This window comes from Pseudalkalibacillus decolorationis (genome assembly GCF_024609785.1).
GTDB lineage: Bacteria > Bacillota > Bacilli > Bacillales > Fictibacillaceae > Pseudalkalibacillus > Pseudalkalibacillus decolorationis.
In genome coordinates, this window is sequence record NZ_JANHJQ010000011.1 from 71,321 (window position 1) to 97,857 (window position 26,537).

General features: G+C 41.1%; 25 protein-coding genes. 2 read left to right on the plus strand and 23 right to left on the minus strand.

Features of this window, described 5'->3' with window-relative positions; all coding sequences use genetic code 11:
• Nucleotides 1–120 precede the first annotated feature (120 nt).
• The 12 genes from NON16_RS12185 to NON16_RS12240 form a co-directional block, all read right to left on the minus strand.
• Nucleotides 121–1,638, minus strand: coding sequence for an aldehyde dehydrogenase family protein (locus NON16_RS12185; protein WP_257349363.1), 1,518 nt, complete (start codon nt 1,636–1,638; stop codon nt 121–123).
• A 355-nt stretch (nt 1,639–1,993) separates the two neighbouring features.
• On the minus strand, nt 1,994–2,767 hold the full coding sequence (locus tag NON16_RS12190) for an enoyl-CoA hydratase-related protein (RefSeq protein WP_257349364.1): 774 nt from the start codon (nt 2,765–2,767) through the stop codon (nt 1,994–1,996).
• Nucleotides 2,768–2,781: 14 nt separating this feature from the next.
• A complete protein-coding gene (locus NON16_RS12195; RefSeq protein WP_257349367.1) occupies nt 2,782–3,558 on the minus strand; it encodes an enoyl-CoA hydratase/isomerase family protein in 777 nt (258 codons plus the stop codon).
• Nucleotides 3,548–3,856 (minus strand): EthD family reductase, encoded by a 309-nt coding sequence (locus NON16_RS12200; protein ID WP_257349368.1) that lies wholly within the window; start codon nt 3,854–3,856, stop codon nt 3,548–3,550. Before NON16_RS12200 ends, NON16_RS12195 begins: the two co-directional genes overlap by 11 nt.
• 17 nt (nt 3,857–3,873) lie before the next feature.
• A complete protein-coding gene (paaD, locus tag NON16_RS12205) occupies nt 3,874–4,383 on the minus strand; it encodes a 1,2-phenylacetyl-CoA epoxidase subunit PaaD (protein ID WP_257349369.1) in 510 nt (169 codons plus the stop codon).
• A gap of 55 nt (nt 4,384–4,438) precedes the next feature.
• A complete protein-coding gene (gene paaC, locus NON16_RS12210; protein WP_257349370.1) occupies nt 4,439–5,224 on the minus strand; it encodes a 1,2-phenylacetyl-CoA epoxidase subunit PaaC in 786 nt (261 codons plus the stop codon).
• On the minus strand, nt 5,221–5,580 hold the full coding sequence (gene paaB / locus NON16_RS12215; RefSeq protein ID WP_257349371.1) for a 1,2-phenylacetyl-CoA epoxidase subunit PaaB: 360 nt from the start codon (nt 5,578–5,580) through the stop codon (nt 5,221–5,223). The genes paaC and paaB overlap by 4 nt, the downstream gene beginning before the upstream one ends.
• Before the next feature lie 24 nt (nt 5,581–5,604).
• On the minus strand, nt 5,605–6,573 hold the full coding sequence (gene paaA, locus NON16_RS12220; protein ID WP_257349372.1) for a 1,2-phenylacetyl-CoA epoxidase subunit PaaA: 969 nt from the start codon (nt 6,571–6,573) through the stop codon (nt 5,605–5,607).
• A 102-nt stretch (nt 6,574–6,675) separates the two neighbouring features.
• Nucleotides 6,676–8,004 carry a phenylacetate--CoA ligase PaaK gene (paaK, locus tag NON16_RS12225; protein ID WP_257349373.1) on the minus strand — a complete coding sequence of 443 codons (1,329 nt, stop codon included), beginning with the start codon at nt 8,002–8,004 and terminating at the stop codon, nt 6,676–6,678.
• Nucleotides 8,005–8,242: 238 nt separating this feature from the next.
• Entirely contained in the window at nt 8,243–8,590 is a 348-nt protein-coding gene (locus tag NON16_RS12230) for a hypothetical protein (RefSeq protein WP_257349376.1), read from the minus strand.
• Nucleotides 8,591–9,128: 538 nt separating this feature from the next.
• Nucleotides 9,129–10,124, minus strand: coding sequence for a lipoate--protein ligase (lplA, locus tag NON16_RS12235; RefSeq protein ID WP_257349377.1), 996 nt, complete (start codon nt 10,122–10,124; stop codon nt 9,129–9,131).
• Nucleotides 10,125–10,151: 27 nt separating this feature from the next.
• A complete protein-coding gene (locus NON16_RS12240) occupies nt 10,152–10,889 on the minus strand; it encodes an MBL fold metallo-hydrolase (protein WP_257349378.1) in 738 nt (245 codons plus the stop codon).
• A gap of 359 nt (nt 10,890–11,248) precedes the next feature.
• Here NON16_RS12240 and NON16_RS12245 point away from each other — a divergent pair, with 359 nt between their 5' ends.
• The gene (locus NON16_RS12245) at nt 11,249–11,893 is read left to right on the plus strand and encodes an SDR family oxidoreductase (RefSeq protein ID WP_257349379.1); all 645 of its coding nucleotides are present in this window, start codon (nt 11,249–11,251) and stop codon (nt 11,891–11,893) included.
• A 150-nt stretch (nt 11,894–12,043) separates the two neighbouring features.
• Here NON16_RS12245 and gntK read toward each other — a convergent pair whose 3' ends face one another.
• The 3 genes from gntK to gnd are packed head-to-tail and all read right to left on the minus strand — an operon-like array spanning nt 12,044 to nt 15,898.
• The gene (gene gntK / locus NON16_RS12250; RefSeq protein ID WP_257349380.1) at nt 12,044–13,582 is read right to left on the minus strand and encodes a gluconokinase; all 1,539 of its coding nucleotides are present in this window, start codon (nt 13,580–13,582) and stop codon (nt 12,044–12,046) included.
• A 57-nt stretch (nt 13,583–13,639) separates the two neighbouring features.
• Nucleotides 13,640–14,980, minus strand: a complete 1,341-nt coding sequence (locus tag NON16_RS12255) for a GntP family permease (RefSeq protein ID WP_257349381.1) — start codon at nt 14,978–14,980, stop codon at nt 13,640–13,642.
• A gap of 15 nt (nt 14,981–14,995) precedes the next feature.
• Nucleotides 14,996–15,898, minus strand: a complete 903-nt coding sequence (gene gnd, locus NON16_RS12260) for a phosphogluconate dehydrogenase (NAD(+)-dependent, decarboxylating) (protein ID WP_257349382.1) — start codon at nt 15,896–15,898, stop codon at nt 14,996–14,998.
• A 492-nt stretch (nt 15,899–16,390) separates the two neighbouring features.
• Here gnd and NON16_RS12265 point away from each other — a divergent pair, with 492 nt between their 5' ends.
• A complete protein-coding gene (locus NON16_RS12265; protein ID WP_257349383.1) occupies nt 16,391–17,248 on the plus strand; it encodes a MurR/RpiR family transcriptional regulator in 858 nt (285 codons plus the stop codon).
• A gap of 301 nt (nt 17,249–17,549) precedes the next feature.
• Here NON16_RS12265 and NON16_RS12270 read toward each other — a convergent pair whose 3' ends face one another.
• The 8 genes from NON16_RS12270 to NON16_RS12305 form a co-directional block, all read right to left on the minus strand.
• Nucleotides 17,550–17,723 carry a hypothetical protein gene (locus NON16_RS12270; RefSeq protein WP_257349384.1) on the minus strand — a complete coding sequence of 58 codons (174 nt, stop codon included), beginning with the start codon at nt 17,721–17,723 and terminating at the stop codon, nt 17,550–17,552.
• Between the two features lie 76 nt (nt 17,724–17,799).
• On the minus strand, nt 17,800–19,920 hold the full coding sequence (locus NON16_RS12275) for a HelD family protein (RefSeq protein WP_257349487.1): 2,121 nt from the start codon (nt 19,918–19,920) through the stop codon (nt 17,800–17,802).
• A gap of 202 nt (nt 19,921–20,122) precedes the next feature.
• On the minus strand, nt 20,123–21,073 hold the full coding sequence (locus tag NON16_RS12280; protein ID WP_257349386.1) for an ArsA family ATPase: 951 nt from the start codon (nt 21,071–21,073) through the stop codon (nt 20,123–20,125).
• A gap of 23 nt (nt 21,074–21,096) precedes the next feature.
• Complete coding sequence (locus tag NON16_RS12285; RefSeq protein WP_257349388.1) at nt 21,097–21,363, minus strand: cory-CC-star protein; 267 nt, start codon at nt 21,361–21,363, stop codon at nt 21,097–21,099.
• A gap of 28 nt (nt 21,364–21,391) precedes the next feature.
• Nucleotides 21,392–23,134, minus strand: a complete 1,743-nt coding sequence (locus tag NON16_RS12290; RefSeq protein WP_257349390.1) for a carbon starvation CstA family protein — start codon at nt 23,132–23,134, stop codon at nt 21,392–21,394.
• Between the two features lie 275 nt (nt 23,135–23,409).
• Nucleotides 23,410–24,747 (minus strand): S8 family serine peptidase, encoded by a 1,338-nt coding sequence (locus tag NON16_RS12295; RefSeq protein ID WP_257349392.1) that lies wholly within the window; start codon nt 24,745–24,747, stop codon nt 23,410–23,412.
• A gap of 203 nt (nt 24,748–24,950) precedes the next feature.
• A complete protein-coding gene (locus NON16_RS12300; protein WP_257349393.1) occupies nt 24,951–25,844 on the minus strand; it encodes a glycine betaine ABC transporter substrate-binding protein in 894 nt (297 codons plus the stop codon).
• 48 nt (nt 25,845–25,892) lie between these two features.
• The gene (locus NON16_RS12305; protein WP_257349395.1) at nt 25,893–26,534 is read right to left on the minus strand and encodes an ABC transporter permease; all 642 of its coding nucleotides are present in this window, start codon (nt 26,532–26,534) and stop codon (nt 25,893–25,895) included.
• Nucleotides 26,535–26,537: the final 3 nt, after the last annotated feature.

Here is a 26,537-nt window from a genome sequence, read left to right on the forward strand (position 1 = left end):
TCCGTTTTAATATCGGACTGACCCGAAGTCATTAAACACTCTTATTGAATACGGAGGAGTCTGACCCCTAAAGAGTCAGCCCCATCATTTACACACGGATAATATAACGTTTCAGATCAATTAAATTCCGAACGGATTTAGTGGCTTACCACCAATATATGAGATTACACTTTTGGTTTCTGTATATAGGTCAAGTGTCTCAATACATAGCTCTCTACCAAAGCCAGATTGCTTGTATCCACCAAATGGTGTTCCAGGGAATGCAGAGAATGGTGAGTTCACCATGACTGTACCCGCTTTAAGCTTAGCCGCTACACGGTTTGCACGAGCATGATCCGTTGTCCAGATTGCTGCTGCAAGTCCGAATACTGTATCGTTTGCTACGCTGATTGCTTCCTTCTCATCGCTAAACTTCATAACAACGACAACTGGCCCGAAGATTTCCTCTTGAGCTACTTTCATGTCATTCGTTACATCTGTAATAATAGTCGGCAAGTACCAATGACCGTTTTCAAACCCATCTACCTTGGCACGGCTTCCACCAACGACAACCTTAGCACCTTCTTTTTCTGCTTCTTTAACGTAACCGTCAATGACATTTACTTGGCTCTCACTAATAATTGAACCAATGTGAGTACCTTGCTCAAGGGGGTTACCTAATGTTAGTTTTTTCGCCTTTTCTATGAATTTTTCCATAAATGCATCGTAAACGTCTTCATGTACGAACAGGCGGGAACGTGCTTCACAAGATTGACCTGTGTTATAGAAAATACCGAATAATGAACCATCCACAGCAGCGTCTAGGTTTGTATCTTCAAATACGAGGTTCGGAGATTTACCACCGAGCTCTAATGTTACACGCTTCAATGTTTCAGAAGCTTTCGCCATGATGTCTTTACCAGTGTTCGTTTCACCTGTGAATGCTACTTTATCCACACCGGGATGTTCAACAAGATGCGACCCAACAGTCGATCCTGGGCCTGTTATGATGTTGACAACTCCTTCAGGCACGCCTGCTTCATGGCAAATTTCAGTTAAAATGATCGCAGTTAAAGGTGTTAAGCTTGCTGGCTTTAACACGATTGAGTTACCTGCTGCGATCGCCGGTGCAACTTTCCACGAAGCCATCATCAATGGGTAATTCCACGGAATGATTTGTGCACAAACACCAATCGGATCATTCATAGTATGGTTTGTAAAAGGTCCAGGCATGTTGTTCACATGTCCACGATGTCCAACGATTGCGCCTGCATAAAATTCAAAGTTCTCAACAGCTTGCATGACTTGTCCTTGGGCTGCAGATAATGATTTACCACTGTTCAGTACTTCTAATTCAACGAGTTCGTTAAAACGGCTACGCATAATGGAAGCGATTTTGTTTAATACACGAGCACGCTTTCCAACCGGATATTTAGGCCATTTTCCTTTTTCGAATGCATTTCGTGCTGCTTCTACAGCTTGATCAACGTCTTCAGTTCCGGCTTTTGCAACCTTAGCTAAAACATCACCTGTTGCAGGGTTGTAAGTCGTAAAAGTTTCTCCTGAAATACTGTCAACCTGCTGTCCATTAATCATCATTTGGTAAACGTCACGTTTTATTTCTGTGTTCACCTGTTTTTGTTCTTTAGTTGTACTCATATGTGACACTCCTTTATTTGTAGTAAGAAAGTATAAAAATTGGCTGCATGGTTGTGGTGTCTAGCTTCAGCGCCTAGGTACGCAGATCGTCGCTTCAATTCTTCCACAAACACAAAATACGTGTTATGTTTCAGAACCTCCAGCGCTTTCACTCCCAAGCATAAGCGCAACTTAGGCAATCGCCTTCGCTAGCTTGGCGCTGACCTAGTTTTCTTTATCGCACCTGAACAAGGCGCTTCCGCTTTTCTATGGTGTCTAGCTCCAGCGCCCAACCCCTTGCCCCTGCGGCGGCGACAGCCTCCTCGGTGGCCTTCCAGTGACCTTCGGGGCTGAACAAGGCGCTTCCGCTTTTCTTTTAGCTGCCTTTGAATTCAGGCTTACGCTTTTCTAAGAAAGCTTGTACACCCTCGGCATGATCTTTCGTTTGCCCTGCTGTACGTTGAGCATATGCTTCATTTTCAAGCATTTCATCCAAATCACTTTCCCAGCTTTTTTGTAGGTAGCGCTTAATAAGACCAATTGCCTTCGTAGGTTTTTTCGCAAGGTTTTCCGCGAATGCAGATACTTCTTCCTCCCATTGATCGAGAGGTATCACCTTCGTAGCAAGGCCAACCTCTTTCGCTTCTTCTGCTGATACCTTTTCTCCCATAACAGCTAATTCTAACGCTTTCGCATGACCTACTAATCTAGGTAAGTAAAATAAATTCCCTGAATCAGGTACAAGTCCTACATTAATGAACGCTTCTATAAAATTTGCTTTCTCTGATAATAATCGGAAATCGCATGCAAGCGCTAGACTCATACCAGCCCCTGCTGCAACTCCGTTAACCGCTGCAATAATTGGTTTCTCCACACTTGCGAGTTTTTGTACCATCGGGTTATACCGTTTTCGCAAAATTTCTGCATGATCCGTATCTTGTTTGACCCCCGCCAAATCTTCTCCTGAGCTAAACGCCCGGCCGTTCCCGGTAATTACTAGGCAACGAACCTCTGTATCTCTATCAGCCTCTTTTAATGCCTTTGTTATTTCCAGGTTCATTTGTTCAGTGAAGGCATTAAACTTCTCGGGGCGGTTTAATCGAATCCATGCTACGTTATTCTTCATTTCGTACTGAATGGTTTCATACATTTCTTTACCGCTCCTTATTTCCCCTTAAAGTTAGGTTTTCTTTTTTCTATGAATGCGTTCATGCCTTCCTTTTGATCCTCTGACGAAAATAACATATAGAAGTTCTTTCTCTCAAACTGCATCGCTTCATAAGTTGAATGATCCACCGATTTATTAACCGATTCTTTAATCATTCGAAGTGAAAGCGGTGCTTGTTTTGCAATTTTACGCGCAAGCTTCATCGTTTCTTCAAAAACAAGCTCACGTGCTACCGTCCGATTAACAACCCCATTTTCAAGTGCCGTCTTTGCAGACATATATTCCCCAGTCCACAACCATTCCAACGCTTTAGCACGTCCCATTAACTTTGTAAGTCGAACGGTTCCGCCTGCGCCCGGCATCACACCAAGGTTGATTTCTGGAAATCCAAATTGGGCATCCTCAGCTGCTACAATTAGATCGCAGCTCAACGCAAGCTCGAAAGCCCCACCAAGGCAATATCCGTTAATTGCAGCTATGATTGGTTTTTTGACCCAGGCAATTCGGTCCCACTCCGCAAACTGATTCAGGAGCTCTAGGGAGATTGAATCATCCCCAGCCATCTCATCGATATCAGCTCCTGCAGCAAACACTTTGTAGTTCCCTGTTACAACAATGACCGCAACTGAGTCATCTTTATCCCATTCCTCAAGTGTAAGGAGAATTTCAGTGACCATCCTGCGGTTCAGTGCATTTAGCACTTTTGGACGGTTTAGCTGTATGACCCCAACACCATCCTCTGCCCAGGTTTTGATCGTCTCCTTATTCACCATCAACTTCCTCACCGATCATGAGAGTTACTAAGTCACCTGCAAATCCCATTAAGTCTTTACCAGAAGCCTTCGCCTCGTCGGTTTTCATTGCTTCTTTCATTGCTTCATGACTGTCGTAGTACATTTCACAAAGGATATGATACTCGCTTTTTCCCATTGGCGAACCTACGATCTTGGTTACTTCCATCTTTCGTAATCCAGGTATCTTTGCGGTAATCGGTCCATGTGTGTTGAAATAGTGCTCGTCAAATTGTTCTTTGTTTTCTGGATTCTTGTACAATGCGATCAATTTTACCATATTATAAACACCCTTCCTTATTCGTCCCCTATATTGGCGACGGGTTTCATTGCCTCAAATGGATTTTTACAGCTTTTACAATAAAGAATACAACGACATGCGGTTGGACCAAATAGATTTTCCATTGTCGTAAAGACTGACCCGCAGTATGGACAAGGGATTTCCCATGGTTCCCCAGGATTATGGTTAGCCGGAGGAGGTGCGATCCCAAATTCTTTTAGCTGAGATTTACCTAGTTCAGTTATTCGGTCTGTTGTCCAGATAGGGTTCGATAAAAAGCTGACTTCAACCTCATCGACACCCTCGACTTCGATGACAGCATTCACAATATCACGTTGTATAATGTCAAGGGCTGGACATCCTGTAAAGGTCGGCAATACAGATACTTTAGCTGAACTTCCCTCTACCTCAACATTCTCGACCATCCCTAAATCAAGAACACTTACAGAATCAATCTCTGGGTCAGTGACGGTTTTCAGCACACCATGGATACTTTCTAGTAAACTTTCATGCTCTGTTTCGATCATCGTTCCCCTCCTCCCTGCTCTAAACTTATATATTAGGAAAACCTGGCAAAGCCAATTACCAGCCAGCCGTTGGGTTCGTCTCATAAACCTCCGATAACGTTTGGAGAGCAGTCTTAAGGTCTTCAGTATGTTCACCTTGACGTCCGTTACCTTTCGACATTGCTAGTCGTTTAGGAAATGGAGCATTAATTTCTTCGAACGTCTTCTTCATATGAGTCAACCATTTTTCACGCATGTCTTCTTCACTAGCTACGTAACCCTTACTAGTCATTTCATCAGCCATTGGTCCAAGTGAGAGTACACCGTTCATTTCAATCCAGCAACGTTCAATTGCTGATGTCATACGACGTTTAGCCTCATCTGTACTTGTCATTAACTGTTTAAACCACATGTCCCAGTGCATCAAGTGATATTGCAGCTCGATGCTAACCTTTAATGCTGTGTCTTTAAGAGGTTCATAGCTTGATTTCCTAAGTGATTCCATACGGATTTTCTTATGGACTGTGTAAAAGTAGTTTCTCACAACAGCGAAGGCCCAGTCGAAGTCTGGCTTTTCTAAGTAAGTACCTTCACCGTTTCTTTCTTCTAGAAGAATTGCATTGCGGAACTGTTCAGGTTTTCGTAAATGTGAGATTTCATCGGCTTTCCCTTCGCCAAGTTCTTCTAGTATTCTATATAGTCTAGTTGCGTGCCCCATCATATCTTGATTAATAGAAGAGTAAGCAACGTCTTCTTCAATATGCGGTGCTAACCCCAGCCATTCAGAACCGCGATATGCAAGAATAAAATCATCATCTGCAAGAGAATATAGTAGTTCTACGAGTGCTTTATCCTGTGTCATTCAGCTTTCCCCCCCTTGCTGTCGCTGAGTAAATTCTCCTCAGTAAATTGCTCTTGTTGATATTTACGCCATTTTTTCTTTAAGTAACCGTACCCTTTTGTTTCTCTGTAGTCCTTATCGTCGAGGCGCTTTAATGTCTCACGCTCTTCTTGAGTCATTGAACGGATATTGTTTCTCTTAACGACCCAAATGTCTGCCACAGACTCGCGACGGAAGAAATTTTCTCTTGCCATAATGAGCGCCATCTCTTCATTGGGTGCTAACAGGCTGAACTGATGCTGCAATGGTGCTTTGTCTGTTTTCTTGCTGAATACTTCATACACACTGTAAAATCCTTCTTTTGTTGTATCGCTCATGGGTTTCCCTCCTATCCACTCTGTCTAAATTGCTTTTGCTGTCGGATTTAAAGCTTCACGAACCCAGCGATTGTTTTCATAAGATACTTCTCGAAGCTCTAATCTTTCTTTCGATTGTGGACCATTCCCAGTTACAATTTGTTTAAATTCGCTCCAATCCGGATCTTGGTAAACCCACAACCCTTGTTCTTCATCAAAATGAATGGTCTCATCAGGAATAGTAAGGCCTAGCGACCAAATTCTAGGAACATATTTTGTAAAAAACTCTTGACGAAGCTCTTCATTTGTTTTTTCACGAATCTTATATCTCATGTTTTTATCCACGTGTGAAGTAGATGCATTTTCTTTCGCTTTAGGACCAAAGAACATAAGCAATGCTGTCCACCAACGGTTTAAAGAATCCTGGAGTAACTCGCGTTGTTCAGGAGTTCCCTCAGCAAGCGCCATTATAATACTTTCACCGTGTTGCGCATGGAAAACTTCCTCTGCACAAATTCGTTTCAATGCTCTTGCATATGGTCCGTATGAGGAATTCAACATCATACTTTGCGAAATAATAGCTGCTCCATCAACGAGCCATGCAATAATTCCTGCATCTCCCCATGTAGGCGCTTTCATATGAAAGACATTATGGAATTTCAGTCTTCCTGAAAATAAATCTTGCATAATATCTTCTCTGTTTTTTCCAAGTGGTTCCATAAGATCTTCTGCAACACGAAGTAAAAGCTGTCCGTGTCCCATCTCATCTTGTACCTTTGCCATAATAGCTAGTTTTCTGTGTAATGAAGGTGCTTTTGGAACCCATTCCTTTTCTGGAAGCGCTCCCATAATTTCGCTGATTCCGTGCATGGAAATAAGTCGAATTAAAGATTGACGGTAATCATCGGGCATCCAATCATTCGGTTCGATTTTTTCCCCCGCGTCAATTCGGTTTAAGAAGTGCTCATATTTTTCTTCTTCTGTTAACCGATCAAACGTTGTCTCGATTGTCATTTAGATCACCTTCCGGATATTACGTTTATTTAACGTTATTATAAATTATCGTTATAATATTTTCAATGATTTTCGCTTAAACTTTAAATTTTATACTTAACGCTATTGCATGACCGATTCCTTTCGAAGATCGATGACTCGAACCGCTTTCCCCTCAGACCTCTGAATTGAATTTGGACCTAATACCTGGACTTTAATTGAAACTAAGCAATTCGATTTTATAAGATGTTGAATCTTTTCTTTCAAGCTGTAGATCTCTGCATGCTCTAAATTTTCCTGACACTTTTTAAAATGATCCCCGTTCACTTCTACATGTAATTCAACATGATCTAATGTACCTTTTTTCATTAATTGAATTTGATAGTGCGGCATAATTTCAGTAACCTGCAACAAGTAATTTTCAATTTCTGAAGGGAAAACATTTACCCCGCGAATGATTAGCATATCGTCAATTCGCCCCTTCACTCTAGACATCCTTACAGAAGTTCGCCCACACTGACATTTAGTCCGATTGATTGCTGCAATATCTCCTGTACGGTATCTTATGATCGGAAAGGCTTCCTTGGTCAGACTTGTAAAAACAAGCTCCCCATATTCGCCATCTGAAACAGGCTCCCCTGTTTCAGGATCAATCACCTCAACAAAGAAATGATCATCGGCGATGTGCAGTCCGTCCTGTGCTTCATGACATTCAATCGCAACACCCGGCCCCATTACTTCACTTAAACCATATATATCAACTGCTTTAATTCCGAGTTTTGATTCAAGTGTTTGTCTCATTTCCTCTGACCATGGCTCTGCACCAAAAATGCCGTATTGAAGGCTCGTATCGGTTGGATTTTTGCCCATTTTTTCCATTATTTCTGCAATATTTAATATATAGGAAGGGGTGCCACAGATTACTTGTGGTTGAAAGTCTTCAATAAGAAGTATTTGTCTTGAAGTATTTCCACCTGAAATCGGAACCGTAGCCATTCCAAGCCTTTCAGAACCGTAGTGTAGTCCTAATCCACCAGTGAAAAGGCCGTAACCATATGCGTTATGCAATACTTTACTAGGTTCACCACCTGCTGCGGCTATAGAGCGGGCTACGATTTCACTCCAAACATTGATGTCATTTCGAGTATATCCGACAACAGTCGGTTTTCCACTTGTTCCGGATGATGCATGCAATCGGACGACTTCACTCTGGTCCACAGCAAAAAGACCAAACGGATAATGATCTCTTAAATCCTGTTTGACTGTGAAAGGTAGTTTCCTTAAATCATCGAGACTCTGAATCTCGTTAGGATTTACTCCTAGAGAGTCAAACTTCTCCTTGTAGAAAGGTACATTTGCATAAACCGAATTCGCTGTATTCTGTAATCGTTCCAACTGGATACGTTCTTTCTGACTGGCATCCAGCGTTTCCATCTTAACATTATAAATCATTTTGTCCCCTCCCAATGCTAAGTACATGCTCAAAAGGTAACCCAGAGCTCTTAGGTGTTTACTATTTGAACATCTTATATAACGTAAAAAATTCGAACTATCATTATTATGGTATATAAAAATTTTAACTAGAAATCGCTTACTTGTCAAATATGTCTGAATATTTATGTAACTACTGTGGCAGCAAAATTTTATATTTTCTTCATCTACTAAAGAAAAAACTCCCCGGGTTAGGGAGTTAATAATAATATGGGTATGGGTTGTAAGGATAATATGGATACGGGCGATAATAAGGAATCAGTGATAGGGCGGCCAATCCTGCTAGCGGCAACAATAGTCCACCAAATCGTCGATATCTTGGTCGCCAGTACTGTCTCGTGTTACTTCGTTCATAGGACTCTGGTTCCATCATTTCGGGTACAAGTAATTCTACATTATCTCCCTTAACCCCAGTAAGGACTGCATCGAATTTGTTCCCATCCTTCGTTTCAACTAACACGTGGTAATGCATGTATTGATTACATTTATCTTTCATGTGCTTTGCCCGCTCATCGTGTATTTCTTCTTGATTGCGTTCTTCAGCCAATTTGTTTCAGCTCCTTCCTATTCACATTTACATGATATTCACCCACCTATTTGATGTGCCTATATTTTTTTGAGTAATAAAGAAAACTTGGCTAGCGAATCTTTTAGTTGAATTATTCTCAGTTCGGATAAATTCCGGATTTTCCGGATGAATTATTCTCAGTTTGGATGAATTCTAGACTTTCTGGATGAATTATTCTCAATACGGATGAATTCCAGATTTTCCGGATTAATTATCCTTAATACGGACTAATTCCAGATTTTCCGGATGAATTATACTGAATAAGCTGTTAAATCTACAGGTTTTTTATTAAATATGATCCTCTTGTACTCTGGAAGAAGAGTAATTGCTCCTTTTAACGCTAAATTGGCTTCAGACAGGTCCCTAAAATGTACAATCACCAATCTAACGACCATTTTGAATCAAAAGTTATTCTACAGCTTAAGAATTTTATAGTTTCTTAACGTGCAAAAAAGACTTCCCTCAAAAAAAACGGGAAGCCTAAAAATTATTTTGTATATTTATTGTTTTCTCATTTTTAATGAACCAATCCTAGGAATTGTTCTTTCGTAATTTTACCGAGATAGTGATGGATATCGATTCCTTCTAATGCCTTTTCAATTTCGCCTTGATCGTACCGAACACCGATCAGTCGATGTTCAATGTCCTTAACATCCCCGACGCCGAAGAAATCTCCGTATATTTTACAGTGTTGAATTATGTTTTTCTCAACATCCAATCGAACATCTAATTGTCCTGCACCTTCAAAGCGATGGGAATGCTGGACATTAAACTTCGGTGACTTTCCATAATTCCAAGCCCAATTCTGATACCGTTCTTCAGATATGCCTCGGATAACCTTCCAGTCTTCCTCTGTTAGCCGGTATTGTGGAATGTTCTTATTTTCATCAAAAAGATAACGAAGCAGTGTATCCTTAAATTCCTCATTGGTCATGTCGGTATCAAGGTGTTCACGAATATTGGTAACACGACTTCTGATCGATTTGATTCCCTTAGACTTGATTTTATCCATATTAACATTAAGTGCTGACACAACGTTCTCAATCTGTGAATCAAACATTAACGTACCATGGCTGAACATACGCCCTTTTGTCGAAAACTGAGCATTCCCAGAAATCTTTTTACCTTCGACAAGAATATCATTACGTCCGCTTAATTCAGCACGTGCCCCAAGTCGGTTTAATGCCTTAATAACTGGTTCGGTAAACTTTTTGAAATCATGGAAGCTGTTTCCATCATCTCGCGTAATAAAGCTGAAATTCAAATTCCCAAGGTCATGATATACAGCACCCCCGCCGGATAGTCTCCGAACAACATGGATGCCATGCTCTTTTACATAAGATGAATTGATTTCTTCAACTGTGTTCTGATTTTTCCCGATAATTATGGAGGGCTCGTTTATATAAAATAAAAGGTACGTATCGTTGATGTTCAAATGTTTCAACGCGTATTCCTCGATAGCAAGATTCATTGTTGGATCAGTTATATTTTCATTATCGATAAATAGTAACACGTGATTTAACCTCCATTATTATAATTGTCAATCCTTCTCCCAAATAAGCCCGGATGATGCTAGCTCAATATCCCCATTATAGTACTCACGCGCTTCAGTAACCAACTGTCTAGTCTCGCCAAAATGAGGGAGATGCGTAAGAATAAGCTTCCGTACTTGAGACTCGCTCGCAAGCTTACCTGCTTCAGCACTCGTCATGTGACCGATTTTCGCTCCGTCCATCCCTTTATAAAGATTACACTCACAGAGGAGAAGATCTGCCCCATGGGAAAAAGAGATGAACGATTTTTGGTAAGCCGAATCGGCGGTATACACCACTTTCCTATTATTTCCTTCTATCGCCATCGCATAACAAGGAACTGGGTGCTTGGTTTGTAAAAAGGTAACCTTAAATGGACCTGTTTGAATCGGCAAGGCAGGATTGTACTCCTCACCTTGTGTATAGTCTTTGTAAGTCAGACGCTGGAACTCTTCCTCATTAAATCGATGGCCGTAAATAGGGAGAGCAGGAAGACTTTCACCTGTATGCGACTTAACAAGTCTGGCAAACTGAAGCGGTCCAATATCCGCAATGTGATCATGATGATAATGTGATAATATCACGGCATCAATTTGTTCAATCTCTATGTATGACTGAAGCTGAGAAAGCACCCCACTCCCGCAATCAACAAGTAAATTATAGCCATCCTCTTGAAATAGGTAACCTGATGTTGCTTCCTTTACTTTCGGGAAACCACCCCAGTATCCAACAACTGTCACTTTCATTTGATTTCATCCTTATTAATCTGTCTATTTCCTTTATTGTATAGAATACCCACAATAAGTTCTAGCAGTCACGCTAACCTTATAACTGCGTGTTCAAATCCGAAAAGACTGAGTACAAGAGTAACCTACGGGAGCGGTACCTCGCACGCAGGAAAAGTGTTCTCCTTTTTCAAGGAACGAAGAAATTCGACAGCTATTATGTGAAGTTCGATTAAACCCACCACGTCCTGTGGTAACATCGAACTGACTAACATCCTGTTAGCCTCCGGACTTTTTGAACAACCTCTATAACTGTTTAATCTACTTCATAATGTGGAATAGTAATTTAAGATGCAGTAATTGAAAGGAGAAATGATACGATGAAAGTACTAGTAGCAGGAGCAAACGGAAGTACTGGACGTTCGATTCTTAATCATTTAGGGAAGAATGATAACCATGAGGCTATTGCAATGGTTCGTGATAATAGCCAAGCTGAAACTCTCGAAAAGCTCGGAGCATCGACCACGATTCTGGCAGACTTAGAAAAGGAACTCGACCATGCAGTAGAAGGCTGTGACGCGATTATTTTCGCAGCAGGATCAGGTTCTAAGACTGGACCAGATAAAACCACCCTTGTTGATGAACAAGGCGCCATTAAACTTATAGAGGCGGCTGAAAAACATGGTGTTAAACGGTTTGTAATGCTAAGTACGGTTGGTGCTGATAAGCCTGAAGTTGGTTCTGATGACATGAAACATTATTATAAATCAAAAGGGAATGCGGATGAAAAACTGATCAACAGTTCACTCGTTTATACAATTGTTCGGCCCGGTCGTCTATCCTATGATTCTGGTAATGGTAAAATTAGAATCGCTGAAAAACTTGAAGACTATTCAGGAGACATACCGCGTGAAGATGTTGCAAAAGTCATCGTTGAATCATTAGACGTTCAAAATACCCACGGTAAGATATTTGAAATTCTCACTGGCGACCAAGATATTAATGAGGCATTGAAATCGTTATAAGTGTGCGTTCAAAAAGGATGACAAATTTTGCTGATCAATTTTAATTCTTCTCCATTAAATCAAAATTCCACCCAAAAATGGGAGGGGCTGACCCAAACATCGAAAATAAATAGATGTCGGGTCCGCTCCTTCTTTGTTTTACCTGACTCACTATACGTGTTTCTTTTGATACTCGGTAATGGCCTCATACTCTTCTTCTAATTTTCTCGATATCCGAATGAAGATTGGCATCAGTTCATTATAAAGCTGAACATTATTTGGGTTTGGTGTGTGATGGTGCTCAGAACCGACCATTGTTGACACTTGTTGAAGTGAATCGATCTCACCTTGGGCGTACAATCCGAGAATAACAGCTCCCAAGCAAGAGCTTTCATGACTTTCTGGTACATAGACCTCTTGATCAAAAACGTCAGCTAGCATTTGCCTCCACAATTCGGAACGAGCAAATCCACCTGTAGCTTGAATTCGATTTGGCATACCGATTAATTCCTTAAGCGTTAACATCACTGAATGTAAGTTAAAAATAACGCCCTCAAGTACAGCACGGATGAGATGTTCTTTCCGATGATGAAGTGCAAGTCCGAAAAAGGATCCTCTCGCTTTTGCATTCCATAACGGTGCACGCTCACCACTTAAATATGGATTGAACAGCAGCCCATCAGATCCCGGATTTACCCGAGAAGCGATATCCGTTAACACTTCGTATGGATCGACTCCTAATCGTTTAGCCGACTCGACTTCTGATGAACACAATTCATCTCTCACCCATCTGAAGGTCATCCCTCCATTGTTGACAGGACCACCGATAATCCAAAGATCTTCGGTTAGTGCATAACAGAACGTCCGACCTTTAGGATCCGTAACTGGACGGGTAGATGCAGTACGAATCGCTCCACTTGTACCGATTGTTACTGCTACTGCACCAGGTTCAATAGCATCCACTCCGAGATTGGACAGTACCCCATCACTCGCACCGATAATAAACGGTGTATTTGTCGTCAACCCCATTTTATCAGCATATGATTCAGAAATTCCAATCAGAGATTCTGTTGTCGGAACGGGTTTCGATAACTGATCCTCAGTAACACCAGCAGTCTCAAGCGCAATTGCATCCCAAGCTAATTTTTCAAGTTCAAACATTCCTGTCGCAGATGCGATTGAATAATCGACGACAAATTTCCCAAACAAACGATGAAAAACAAATTCTTTCATTGAAATGAACTTAGTTGCTTGCTTAAAGAGAGTCGGTTGTTCTTCCTTGAGCCAGATCAGCTTTGTCAGCGGCGACATCGGATGAATGGGTGTTCCGGTTCGGCGATAGATTTCATGACCCTCTGTCGTTGCTTTTAATTGATCCGCCCATTTCGTACTTCTGGTATCGGCCCAGGTAATGCAATTGGTGAGTGAACGACCACGATCGTCTACAGCGATCACACTATGCATCGCTGAACTGAATGAGACAAAACCAATCTGTTGCTTCGTTACCCCACTTTTCTCAACTGTTGCTCGGATTGATTTGAGTACGGCTTGGAAAATTTCCTCTGGATCCTGTTCTGCTGCTGACACTTCTGGTGTGTACAATGGGTATTCTACATCATGCTGTGCAATGAGTTCTCCGCTTTTATCATACATGACTGCTTTTGTACTCGTTGTTCCAATATCCACACCTATATACCGTTCTTGCTGCATGAAAAACGTCCTTTCAGTTAAAGCTCAATAGTTATTTAGAAGTGAGTTTATCCAATGCTAGATAAAAATGCCGATTGTGAATGCAACTGCAAATCCGACGAGTGCAATAATCGTTTCCATCATCGTCCATGATTTCAGTGTATCCTTGACGTCTAATCCGAAGTAACGGTTTACAAGCCAGAATCCTGAATCGTTTACATGTGATAAAATCGTCGCACCTGCTGCAATTGAGATTACCATGAGTCCAAGGATAGGACCAGTTAAGCCCAAAGTTTCAATGATTGGTGACATAATTCCCGCCGCTGTAATCATCGATACGGTAGCGGAACCTTGTGCAATCCGAACAAATGCAGCAATCAAGAATGCAAGTAGAAGTGGTGGTAGTGAAGACCCAGCCATCATTTCACCCAATACGTCACCAACACCAGAATCAATCAAGACCTGCTTAAACACGCCACCCGCACCTGTAATAAGAATGATAATACCCGCTGGTTCAAGTGCTTTCGTAGCAATCTGTTGTACTTCGTCTTTCGAATAGCCTTTTTTTACCCCTAAAATATAAAACGCAAGAACCGTAGCGATAATAAGTGCAACAAATGGATGTCCTAAAAAGGTTAGGAACTCACGAACATTGTTTCCTTCAGGTAAGATTACACCTGTAAGCGTATTCATCAAGATTAAAATTAACGGAATCAAGATGAGCGAGGCAACTGTACCAAACCCAGGTAATTCACGATCATATTCTCTTTCTTCGATCTCAATATATTCGGGAACTTTCACATGAATCTTTTTGGCAATATACTTCCCGAAGATCGGCCCTGCAATAATCATAGAAGGGATACCCGCAATTGCACCAAAAAGAATAACCCAGCCTAAATCAGCACCTACCAACTCAGCTACAGCAATCGGTCCTGGCGTTGGCGGGATAAAACTATGAGTAACTGCAAGTCCAGCTAACAACGGAATACCGTAATACAATAATGACTTTCCTGTCTTCTTAGCTAGACCGTAAACGATCGGAACAAGAATAATGAAGCCTACATCAAAAAATACGGGTATCGCAACAATAAACCCGGTGATCCCTAAGGCCCATTGTGCTTTCCCTTCACCAAACTTTTTAATGAGTGTTTGCGCTAAACGTTCTGCACCGCCAGACACCTCAAGCATTTGTCCAAACATCGCCCCTAATCCGACAACGACAGCTACAAATCCGAGTGTCCCGCCCATTCCCTTTTGGACGGATTCCAGCACTGCACTAAGATCCATGCCAGCACCAATACCTACTAGAATACTAGCGATCAATAAAGCAACGAAAGCCTGCAATTTCGTTTTCATGACTAGAAATAGCAGAATCACAATTCCTAAGATTGCAACTAAAATTAAGCCTCCACCTGACATCTCCAATTCCCCCTGTTATTTTGATTTCTTCACAACATCATGACCGCCGAACTCATTTCGTAATGCCGCAACAACCTTACCTGCGAAGGTATCATCCTCCAGTGAGCGGTAACGCATCATTAGAGACAGAGCAATAACAGGTGCAGCTGCTTGTAATTCAAGTGCTGTTTCGACAGTCCATTTCCCCTCTCCTGAAGAATGCATAACCCCTTTAATCTCATCAAGGTTTTGATCCTTTGAAAAAGCATTTTCAGTTAACTCCATCAGCCAAGAGCGAATGACAGATCCATTGTTGAATACTTTTGAAACGGCTTCATAGTCATAGTCGAATGGACTTTTTTCGAGAATATCGAATCCTTCAGCAATTGCTTGCATCATTCCATATTCGATCCCATTATGAATCATCTTTAAAAAGTGGCCGCTTCCTGAAGGGCCTGTATAAAGGTATCCGTTCTCTACATTGACATCTCGGAACGCCGGTTCAACCCTCTCAAAAGCTGCCTTTTCCCCGCCGATCATCATACATGCACCATTTCGTGCACCATTAATACCACCGCTCGTTCCCACATCTAAGAAATAAATTTTCTTCTCAGCAAAACTTTCCGCGCGGGTAAGCGATTCCTTATAATTGGTATTTCCTCCATCGATCACGATGTCTTCAGGATCTAACAATAGCTTTAAGTCAGAAATAACAGATTCCGTTACTTCACCAGCGGGTACCATAACCCAAACCGTACACGGCTTCTCCAAACTATTGATGAGTTCACTAATGGTGTGTGACCCTCTACCTCCATCCTTTTCGAATTGTTCTACTGAAGATTGGTTTACATCAAATGCATGTACCTGGTGTCCGTGATCTAGTAAATTTAAAGCTAGATTGTATCCCATTTTACCGAGACCGATTAAACCAATTTGCATGAAAAAAGCCTCCTTGTGAAATTTTATTTCTTTTGTCACTAATTATACAAAAATATTTTTTCTTTGCAAGCACTTTCAAGAAATTTTTTTTCATATTAGAATGGTATATACTAGTAATAGTACGCGTTCAAGAAGGAGGATAAAAAGAGCCGTAATATCTGAAGTTCAACTAAATTCGTCACGTCCTGTGACAACGTTGAACTGACTCACATCGTGTGAGCCCGAGGCACGAAAGTCTCGAGGACCGGAACGACGAGCGGTACTTGCATAAACACTACGAGTTGTACCGAGGAAGCTTACATCCAAGAATACGCTTGTAGACGCAGGTACATATGGAACTTCGACTAACTACTTCACGTCCTGTGAAAACGTCGAAGTCAGCACGTCCGTGTGCAAGTCCGGAGAGACCGAGTAACGAAGAAATACGACAGCTATTTTTACCGGACTTTTTGAACAACCTCTATTTGGAGAATTTAGAGAGGAGTAAGACTAATGGAACCAACGAACCAAATGCATTGTATTTCGAGAATTCGCTCTTCCTATGGAAGATTTAGTGAAAAGGAAAAGAAGATAGCTGATTATATTTTGAATCATCCGAAGCATATTATTCATTCGACGATTAGCCAGATTGCCGATGATCTTGAAATTGCGGAAGCAACTGTCTTTCGCTTTTGTAAACGAATTGGGTTCAAAGGCTATCAAGCGATGAAGATTGCACTTGCTTCTGAAATTGTTAATCCAGTAAAAGATATTCATGAAACAATCAGTGAAAAGGACAATGAAAAAGAAGTGGCGCAAAAAGTTTTTCAATCCAATATTCGAACCTTGGAAGAAACCATTCACCTATTGGATACCGAGCCTTATCGCCGTGCTGTTACGATGCTGATGAATGCAAGAAAAGTAGAATTTTATGGGAACGGTGGTTCAGGAATCGTAGCCATGGACGCTCACCATAAGTTTCTGCGGAGTGGTATTCAGACTGCAACATATTCCGATTCGCATCTGCAGTTGATGGGTGCCTCCCAATTAACGGAAGAAGATGCCGCTGTGTTCATTTCACATTCAGGAACAAACAAGGATCTTTTACAAGTGTTAGCGGTGGCAAAAGAAAACAATGTAAAAACGATCGGAATCACGACACTTGCCAAATCACCATTAAGTCAGCAGGTAGATGTACCATTGTTTACGACCTCAGAAGAAACCGATTATCGCTCCGAAGCACTCGCATCACGTATTGCACAATTATGTATCATTGATGGGCTATATGTGAACGTGATGATGCAAAACAAAGAAGCCTCCCAAGCATCGGTAAACAAAATGCGGAAGGCCATCTCCATAAAACGGATTTAAGTGAAAACAGATGATGAAATAAGAAAAGCGCAAGCGCCCTGCTAAGCCACGAAGGTCACTGGAAGACCGACGAGGAGGCTCGAACCAAACTCTGTTTGGTCCTGCGTGGGAATACACATGATGTAAATCAGTGTGTTGCCGCCGCAGGAGGACTGAAGTGATCCAAGTGGTTGGGCGCTGAAGCTGGACATTACATCCATGCCGCAAACTTTTATACTTTCTTAACGTGTTAAGAAGGCAAGACCCATAAGGAATGCTCTCTCCTTATGAGTCTTGCCCGTTTATCATTTGTTCTCTTTAGTTATTTCTCATTGTTATGCTTTTTTTCACTTGAAGAGTTATCTTTTGTCTTTGTTTTGTTGCGTTCTTCCTCTATTTCTAACTTCTGATCTTCTTCAGGAATTGGATCGACTGTTTGATCATCAAAAAGAGTACGTTTTAGATTATGCTTATTTTTATTGTTCTCTTTATTCATAATATCCCTCCTCTACCGTCTTAATTAGATTTCCCCGTTATGATCGGCTATAAAACATTCTAATTTGAACAACCTCTTAAAGGTTTAATTTCGTTTTAATTAAAGAAGTAGGGACACCCTCATATAAAACGCACAACTGATGAAGTGCTCTTGTACAACCTACATACAACAGCTTTGCATCATCGTCATTAGACCGATAATTTTCAGAATCGACATCGATCATCATGACGGCGTCAAACTCCAATCCTTTCGTTAGGTAGACTGGTATAACCGATATGCCGCCCTTGTAATTCCTTTGATCAGCTGTAATCAGACTAGCATTCACACCTGCTGCTTTTAATTCATCATATAGGTCAGCGCAATCACATGCTGTTCTACAAACAATTGCAATACTATTTACTTCGGATGCTTTAATTTCATTCAATGTTGAGACAATTGTTGAAAACCGATCCTTCTGGATATGCTGGATTTCTTTTACCGGCTTTCCACTCCGGAAGACAGGTTTTGCGAGTCCACCGGTATGTTCCATATTCATTAGAATCTTATTGGCATATTCAATGATTTCTAACGTAGAACGATAGCTTTGTTCCAGCTGAAAATAGGCAGGTTGTTTTTCATCAAAAACATCGATCATTTCCTGCCAACGTTTAATACCTTTATAAGAATGGATTCCTTGAGAGATATCACCGAGAATTGTAAATGATTTTTCTTTTGTATTTTCTTTTAAGACCTCAATTTGAAAAGGGGAGAAATCCTGAGCTTCATCTATGACAACATGCTGATACATAAATAATTTATCGATGCCAAATAGTTTTTTATGAATCCACAAAATTGCAGGTAAGTCTTCTGCAGGAATTGTCTTCTTGTTTAAGAGACTTCGTGTAGCTACAATAACTTTTTGAGGAAGATAATCGTGAAGAGCTTTTGCAAGACCATCGTGCTTTGCATTCTTGTATAGATCTTTATAATATGAAAACGCACTATAATCAGGCCATGACTTCAAATAGGATCGCAGTCGATTATTCGCCTGCTTCTTTCGCTCTTTCCGCTCATGTGGCATAGCACGTTCGACCTGATTTTCTATCCATGATTTCAACCGTTTTGTAACACGCTTCCTACGTACCGTAATCGGAAAGTGTTTATTTTCCTCGTACCATTTTTGAATTGCCACAGCCTTCAAAGAACAACCGTTCCATATTTCAAAACCTTCGCTGGGTATCAGCGTTTTTTCAAAGCTAATCAACGTTTCTTCAATGACTTTTTTATAGTTTATAGAACCTTTTAATCTACCGGATTGACGATCGATATCTACCTTCTTCTCTCCAGACTTTGGAGAAAATCGTTCTTCGAGGTCCGTGGTGTCCGTTATTACCTTGATAGGTTCATCCAATACATCTAGTGCCCATTCGTTAAAGGTCGTTTGTTGGATGCCTCCTACCCCAAGCTCTGGAAGCACGTTCGAAATATAATCTAAAAACATTCGGTTCGGAGCAAAAATAATCATCTGATTTGCAGTAAGGTAATCGCGATGGTGATAGAGCAGGTAAGCTAATCGATGTAGTGCAACCGTCGTTTTTCCAGACCCTGCAACCCCTTGAATAATTAAAGGTTGATTCTTTTCAGCCCGGATAATGTGGTTTTGCTCAGCTTGGATGGTAGAGACGATATCCCGTAGTCGGTTATCCTTCTTATCCCCAAGTCGATAAAGCAAAAATTCGTCTGTCGCGCTTGCCTCTTCGCTGTCCTTCACATACGTATCGACAACACGTTGCAGCTCACGATTTCGAATAACAACATTTCTCTTTAAAAACAGATCGCCTTCAACGGTTCCTTCAGGTGAGGTATAGAACGCTTTATCTTCTCCCCCACTAAAAGAATAGAACATACTTGCAATTGGAGCCCGCCAATCAACAACGAGAATATCGGTAGTTGATTCCTTCGAGACCCCTACTTTCCCTATGTAAATCGCCTCAGAGTATTCTCTCTCATCTGCCTTAAAATCAAGACGTCCAAAAAATGGCTCCTCCTGTGCGATTGCTAGGTTTTTTCGGCTTTCTTCTCGTCGATCATCCAACGCTTGTTCAGTGATATCCTCTCCGAAATAACGCGGAATTTTCTCTAAGCGCAACACTTGGTTCTCAATCTCAACAGCAATTTTTTCGAGTTGCTGCTTCTCAATGACAAAGGCACTTTGAATCTCTTTCTCACTCAAGTTCAGTTACCCCCTTAGTTATATTCGCCTGAAAAGTCAGACAGGTGAATAATATTACCAGAGATTGGGTGATCTTGCAATGCGTTTTCATATTTTACTTTTTAGGGTTTCATGAATATTGAATTTTTCTACTCAAAAAGAACTGAGTGGCTAGAAACCACTCAGTTCGCTTAAACGCTGGCTTTATTTAGCTTTGAAAATACAATTCCTTTTGCATGTTTTTACTAACTTCCTCGAGAGCATCCATTGTTGATACGTCCCCATCCAACAATGGCAAATATATTTTTTCTTGTTGGTCAAATGTTTGATTGATCCAGGCTACGTACTCTCTTTCTTGTTCTTTTCGCTTCTGAAAGAACGATCCCGTTTCTTCATTAGGTAATAGTTTGTTCACAACAATTGTCCGTACGTTAAGGTCATGTTTTTCTAGTGTTTGAATTGCTTTTTCCGTTTCTAAAATGGGCAGTCTTTCAGGATTTAACACAAATACATACTCTGTTTGAGATGGGTCAAGTAACACCTTACGTACGTTTGCAAACCGTTCTTTCCGCTTTTCAAGAATGTCATAGATCGGATCCTCTACCGGTTCCCCATCTCCCATCCACGATGAATAATTCTCGTTCATACTCTCTCTTCGTTTCAGCATTCCGTCGATCCACGCACCCATTAATTCCGGTAAGGTTAACAATCGGATCGTATGACCGGTCGGAGCCGTGTCAAACACAATTAAATCGAATGAATCCTTTTCATCTAAAATAATCGAAACAATTCGGTCGAACATTGCGGCTTCATCCGCGCCTGGTGAACTGCCGGCAAGGTCGATTTGACGATGAACTTCCTCAATCATCTTCGGTTTAACGAGGCCTTTAAGATTTTTTTTTACCCCAGTTAAGTAACGTTTCGACTCCTCGTCCGGGTCAATTTCAATTCCCCATAGATGATCGGTCAATGCTATTGGTTTACCACTTAACTTCACATGAAAAATATCACCTAGATTATGAGCCGGATCTGTGGAAACGAGCAATGTTTTCTGCCCCTTCCTTGCTGTCGTAAGAGCATAAGCGGAGGAGGATGTTGATTTTCCCACCCCACCTTTGCCACCAAAAAATACGATTTGTTTGCTAATGATCTTCTTCATCGATAGTCACGTCCTTTTCTGCATTAACAGCACCGGATGCCTTCTAATGGTGACTTCTCCATCCCCATTCGCAAATGCCAATCGTGAAAACGCTCGAGGATAGTCGGATATAGCTCCAATGTATAGTAGGAAACTGGATTTGGGATCCCAAGTAGTTCAGAAAAGCAGAGCAACAGAAAGATATCATCCTCGTCACGTAGTTCACGCTTAATCTCCGTTTTATGTGGATGGCTTATTATTTCATCATACAATTCTATTAACCTTTTAAATGACCAGTTTCTGTCTACCATTGTTATCAACACCTTGTTAGCTCAATTGTTATGCAGACTTATTAATATCAGTTGGGCCTTGCTTTTTGGACAGGACCGCAAGTGCTTCAATAATAACCCAGATCGCAAATCCAAGAATCGCTGCACCGAAGATGAACAACAGGATACTCGTATCCACTGTACCTATCCCGGACCATTCGAAGATAACCTGTTTACCCATTGCCCAAATCGTCATAAACAGTAGGAATACCATTGGGATAAAGGTTGGCATAAAGTTTCGACCTTGATTTTTAAGCCATATTGATATTAATAGTAAACTGATACCCGCTAGTAGCTGATTCGATGTTCCAAACAGTGGCCAAAGCAGGTATCCACCTGAACCAAATCCTTTAGGTCCTTGAGGAAGCAACACTAAAGCAGCACTTGTAACAACGGCAATCGTTGTTGCCACATGAGCCTTTGTTAACACTGGGAGATTATATTCACTTCCAAGCTCCGCAATAATATAGCGCATTAGGCGTACAGATGTATCAAGTGATGTCGCCGCGAAACTAATAACGATAACCGCCACAATTGTCGATGCAATATCAGCCGGTATTAAGACACCTGTTGCGAGCTGACCAGCACCAAGAATAAAGTTGCCAAGTCCCCCACTGCTAGCTGCAGCAAAGCTACTATAGGCTGCGCTAAAATCGGCACCGGTCGCAAACAATGTCGTAACGGCTATAATAGCAAGAAGGGCTAGCATCCCCTCTCCTACTGCACCAAGATAACCGACGAACCTTGCCTCCGTTTCATTATTAAGCTGTTTAGAGGATGTCCCAGATGAGACAAGCCCGTGGAAACCTGAAATTGCACCACAGGCAATGGTTATAAAGAGTAATGGAAACATGGATATATCCGCGTTTGGATTTGTAGCAGGCGCTGTTATTTCCGGGTTCATGAACAGGACGCCTAAATAGAGAATAACGAGTCCTAGCACTAATTGATGTGAATTAATGTAGTCTCTAGGCTGCAACAACTTCCATACTGGTAATGTCGATGCAATGTATACATATACCATTAAGACGATAATCCAGACAAAGAATGCCATCGAGACACCGTTCAGACCGAACATAACTGTGGTTTCCTCTCCACCGAACCATTTTACAAGGTCGACTTGAAGAGCAGGTACTTTTGTTGCTAAAATAGCCGATCCATACATAACTGCTAATGCAATAATGGATGGAATCAACATATTTCCTTTCCTTTTATAGACGGAATATCCAATCCATACAGCTAAAGGAATCTGGATGAATATGGACAAAATTGTTGCTGGGAAATTCACGAATAGATTAGCAATTGCCCATGCAAACACTGCATTTACCATTAAAACTAGTATTAAAATAATAAATAGAAATAAGACCTTTGCTCGTTTCCCAATTAACTTGTCCGCAAGTGTGCCAACTGATTGCCCTTTGTTTCGAACCGAAAGCACGAGTGTACCAAAATCATGAACCCCAGCGGCAAAGACCGTTCCTACAACGACCCAGATTACTGCAGGGAGCCAGCCCCAATAAACGGCAATTGCTGGTCCAATAATCGGTGCTGCGCCAGCTACGGAACTGTAATGGTGACCCCATAATACAAACTTGTTCGTTGGTACGAAGTCAACACCATCCTTATATTTATGTGCTGGTGTTACAAAATTGGGGTCGAGACGAAAGATACGATCAGCGATGAACCTTGAATAATACCGATATCCTAAAAGGAATATCCCTATACCTATTGCTGCAAGTAATAAACTGCTCAATTCAACCTACCCCTTTCTTTGTCTAATCACTTTTAATATTAGGTAAACAAGAAAGTACTGTCAATGGTAATTTGGGAACATTCTGAACTTTCTAATTTCAAATTTATATAAGTCTTCACATGATCCAAGTGGTTGGTGCTGAAGCTGGACATTACATCCATGCCGCAAACTTTTATACTTTCTTTACTCATGAAAAACATTTCCACAAAAATGAAAAGGACCTACTATAAGTGCCATGTATGGCATCTTGCGGTAAGTCCTTTTTAATCCATTGACTATTTTAAAACAGCATTCACAGCATTGAATGCATTCACATAGCCTGCTCCGACTTCATGTTGTTCATAACCTGCCATTGGGTCTGCCGTTGATTGTAGCACATTAAGTACTTGATCTGGTGTCAAGTCAGGGTTTGCCCCAAGCATTAATGCAGCTACCCCGGAAATGTGAGGAGTTGCCATACTCGTGCCGCTTGATGTTGTGTAATATGGCAAGTGCTCTGGGGCGATATACGTTATATCTGTCATTGTTCCGAGCGCATTTATTACTAGACCTGTAGAGGATTTCGTAGCAACAATATCGACGCCTGGTGCTGTGATATCCGGGTGCACAAGCTCATCCCCAGGAATTCCCCTTGATGAAAAATCAGCTAGCTTTTTGTCCTTCGTTCCAGCAGCTACAGAAATAACCCATGGAGCTGCAGAATACGGGTTCAAGGTGTTATCACCTGGTCCTTCATTTCCTGCTGCGAAGGTGACAACCATTCCCGCATCGTGTGCTTTTTTACTCGCGACATTGATCGGATCATCAGGTGAATACTCTCCTGTTGAACCCCAGCTGTTACTGATTATATCAATTCCGTATTTCTGCTGGTTTTCAAGGACATAATCGAATGCCTCTAATGCCCAGAGGATATTAATTCCCTCACCCGTGCCAAGTCCAACTAACTTAGCATCAGGGGCAATTCCTGTATAAAGGCCATCACTTGCTGTCCCCGCCCCTGCAATTGTTCCGGCTACATGCGTTCCATGACCAGAAGTCGTATCTGTATTGACTACGTCTTCTAAATAAAGTGAATCGGAACTATCCGAAAACAAACTTTGACCTACAAGAAATTTTACATTTTGAACGACTTTTTCACCAAATGGAAGGTCCGGGTGTGTGGCATCAATTCCACTATCTATGACGGCAACAGTAGAGCCTTCGCCGGTATAGCCGAGATCGTTCCAAACCTTTTCAGCACCTATTAATTTTCGGCTGTCCCGAAGCTTGTATTCAAGGTCTTTGTTGTAATAAATGGAAAGAGCACTTATCCCTGAATCCAATAAGGATTTAAGTTCAAGCGTCGTTCCTTTCACAGCGATCATTGGTAGATTCTTATACGTTTTTGTCATCAGTCCTAGATCACTCAATTCCTGGACCTGACTATCTGAAGGCATTTGTGAGAATGTAACAACAGCCTCCACGACAAACTTATTTCCGGCAGAGTTTAATACATCTGTTAGAGCTTCATCGACTTCAAGTGTAGATGCTTGGACATGTTGATGAGTTTGTGATGCAAAGAACAACCCTACAAGTAATGATAAACTTAGTAATGTAGCAAATATCCGTTTCATGTTTTCCCTCCCGAATGAATTGTTATATTATTCTTACAATTCTATTTTCGGATAGAAACATGTCGAATACAATCGAGCAGAAGACACAAACGTTAATTAGTTCTATTCTTGAATTTAGTACTACTAAAGAATTAGTCTCTACACCTTTAGTTATATAGATATTGAAAGAGGCTAACTCTTTTCGTTAACCTCTTTCCGTTCATTTAATCAATCAGACCTTCTTTTTTCAAGAATTCTATTGCAACATCTTTTGGTTCCTTTTCGTCGATATCAACCTCTGCGTTCATTTCAGACATTTCTTCAGATGATATTTTCCCTGCAAGCTCTTTCATCAGCTTTTCCACTTCAGGGAATTTCTCTAGCGCTTCTTTACGAATAACCGGTGCAGCGTAATATGGTGGGAAGAAATTCTTATCGTCCTCTAATACCTTTAAATTGAATCGTGCAATTCTTCCATCTGTCGTAAAGCCAGAAATAAGATCGACATCTCCATTTTTCACTGCAGTATACATTAGGTTCGGATCAAGGCTCTCTGCACTTTTAAAGTTCAATCCGTACTTCTCAACAAATGGGTCGTATCCATCTGCACGCTCGTAAAATTCGGGTGGTGCTCCAAATATAAGCTGGTTGGATTTCGCCGCTAATTCAGAAAGCTTTTTCACCCCAACCTTATTGTATGTTTCTTCTCTCATTGCCATTGCATAGGTATTTTCAAAGCCTAATGGTGGAAGCCAGATCATATCTAATTCTTCCTTATAACCTTTTTTTGTTGCCTGATAAATTTCTTCTGCTGTTTGATTGGGATCATACTTTTCTTTTAAGACAGCAAGATAGCCAGTTCCGGAATACTCCACATACATATCAATATCGCCGCTCTTCATGGCTTTCGTTAGTACGTTTACTTCCCCTAGCGCTTCCTCCACCTTTACATCATAGTCTGAATTTGCTTTAATATATTCCCCTAAGATGTAAGGAAGGATATACTGTTCTGTCCATTTTTTTCCTGAAATCACGAGCGTATCCTCACTTGCTCCGTTTCCACAACCAGCAAGTATAAGAATAAACAATAGAAACGGTGTTATTATTTTTTTCACCATATTTGCCTCCTTGTAAATTTACATATTCTACATTTCTTCGTCCTTTAATTACTTAAGTCCTTTAGGTGTAACCATTTTCTCAATTCCTCTTAGTATCGCGTCAAACAAGATAGCAAGTAAGGCTGCAGGTATTGCCCCCGCCAAAACTAGCTCATTGTTGATCGTACTTAGTCCTCGGTAAATGATATCTCCAAGTCCACCTGCTGCAATGAAGGTAGCAAGAGTGGCAACCCCAATCGTTAAAACGGTTGCCGTTCGTATCCCTGCCATAATGATCGGCAAGGCAAGTGGTAGCTCGATTTTCCAAAGAATTTGATTGGATGTCATCCCCATTCCTTTACCTGCTTGAATTAGAGATTCATCAACCCCTATTATGCCGGTATATGTATTTCTTAAAATTGGCAGCAAGGCATAGACGGTAAGTGCAATGATTGCTGGTGTAGTACCTATGCCGAGAACCGGGAGTAAAAATCCAAATAAAGCGAGACTTGGTATCGTTTGAAAAACTGCGGTGATTCCAATTACGAATTCAGCAATCTTCTTTAAGCGTGAAATAATTATTCCAGCTGGTACCGAGATCAATATCCCAATTAATATCGAAATGAATGATAAATATAAATGCTCCTGAACCGCTATAAGAATTTCTGGCCAATCATCTCGAACGGTATCGATGAAATCTCCCCAATCCATTCT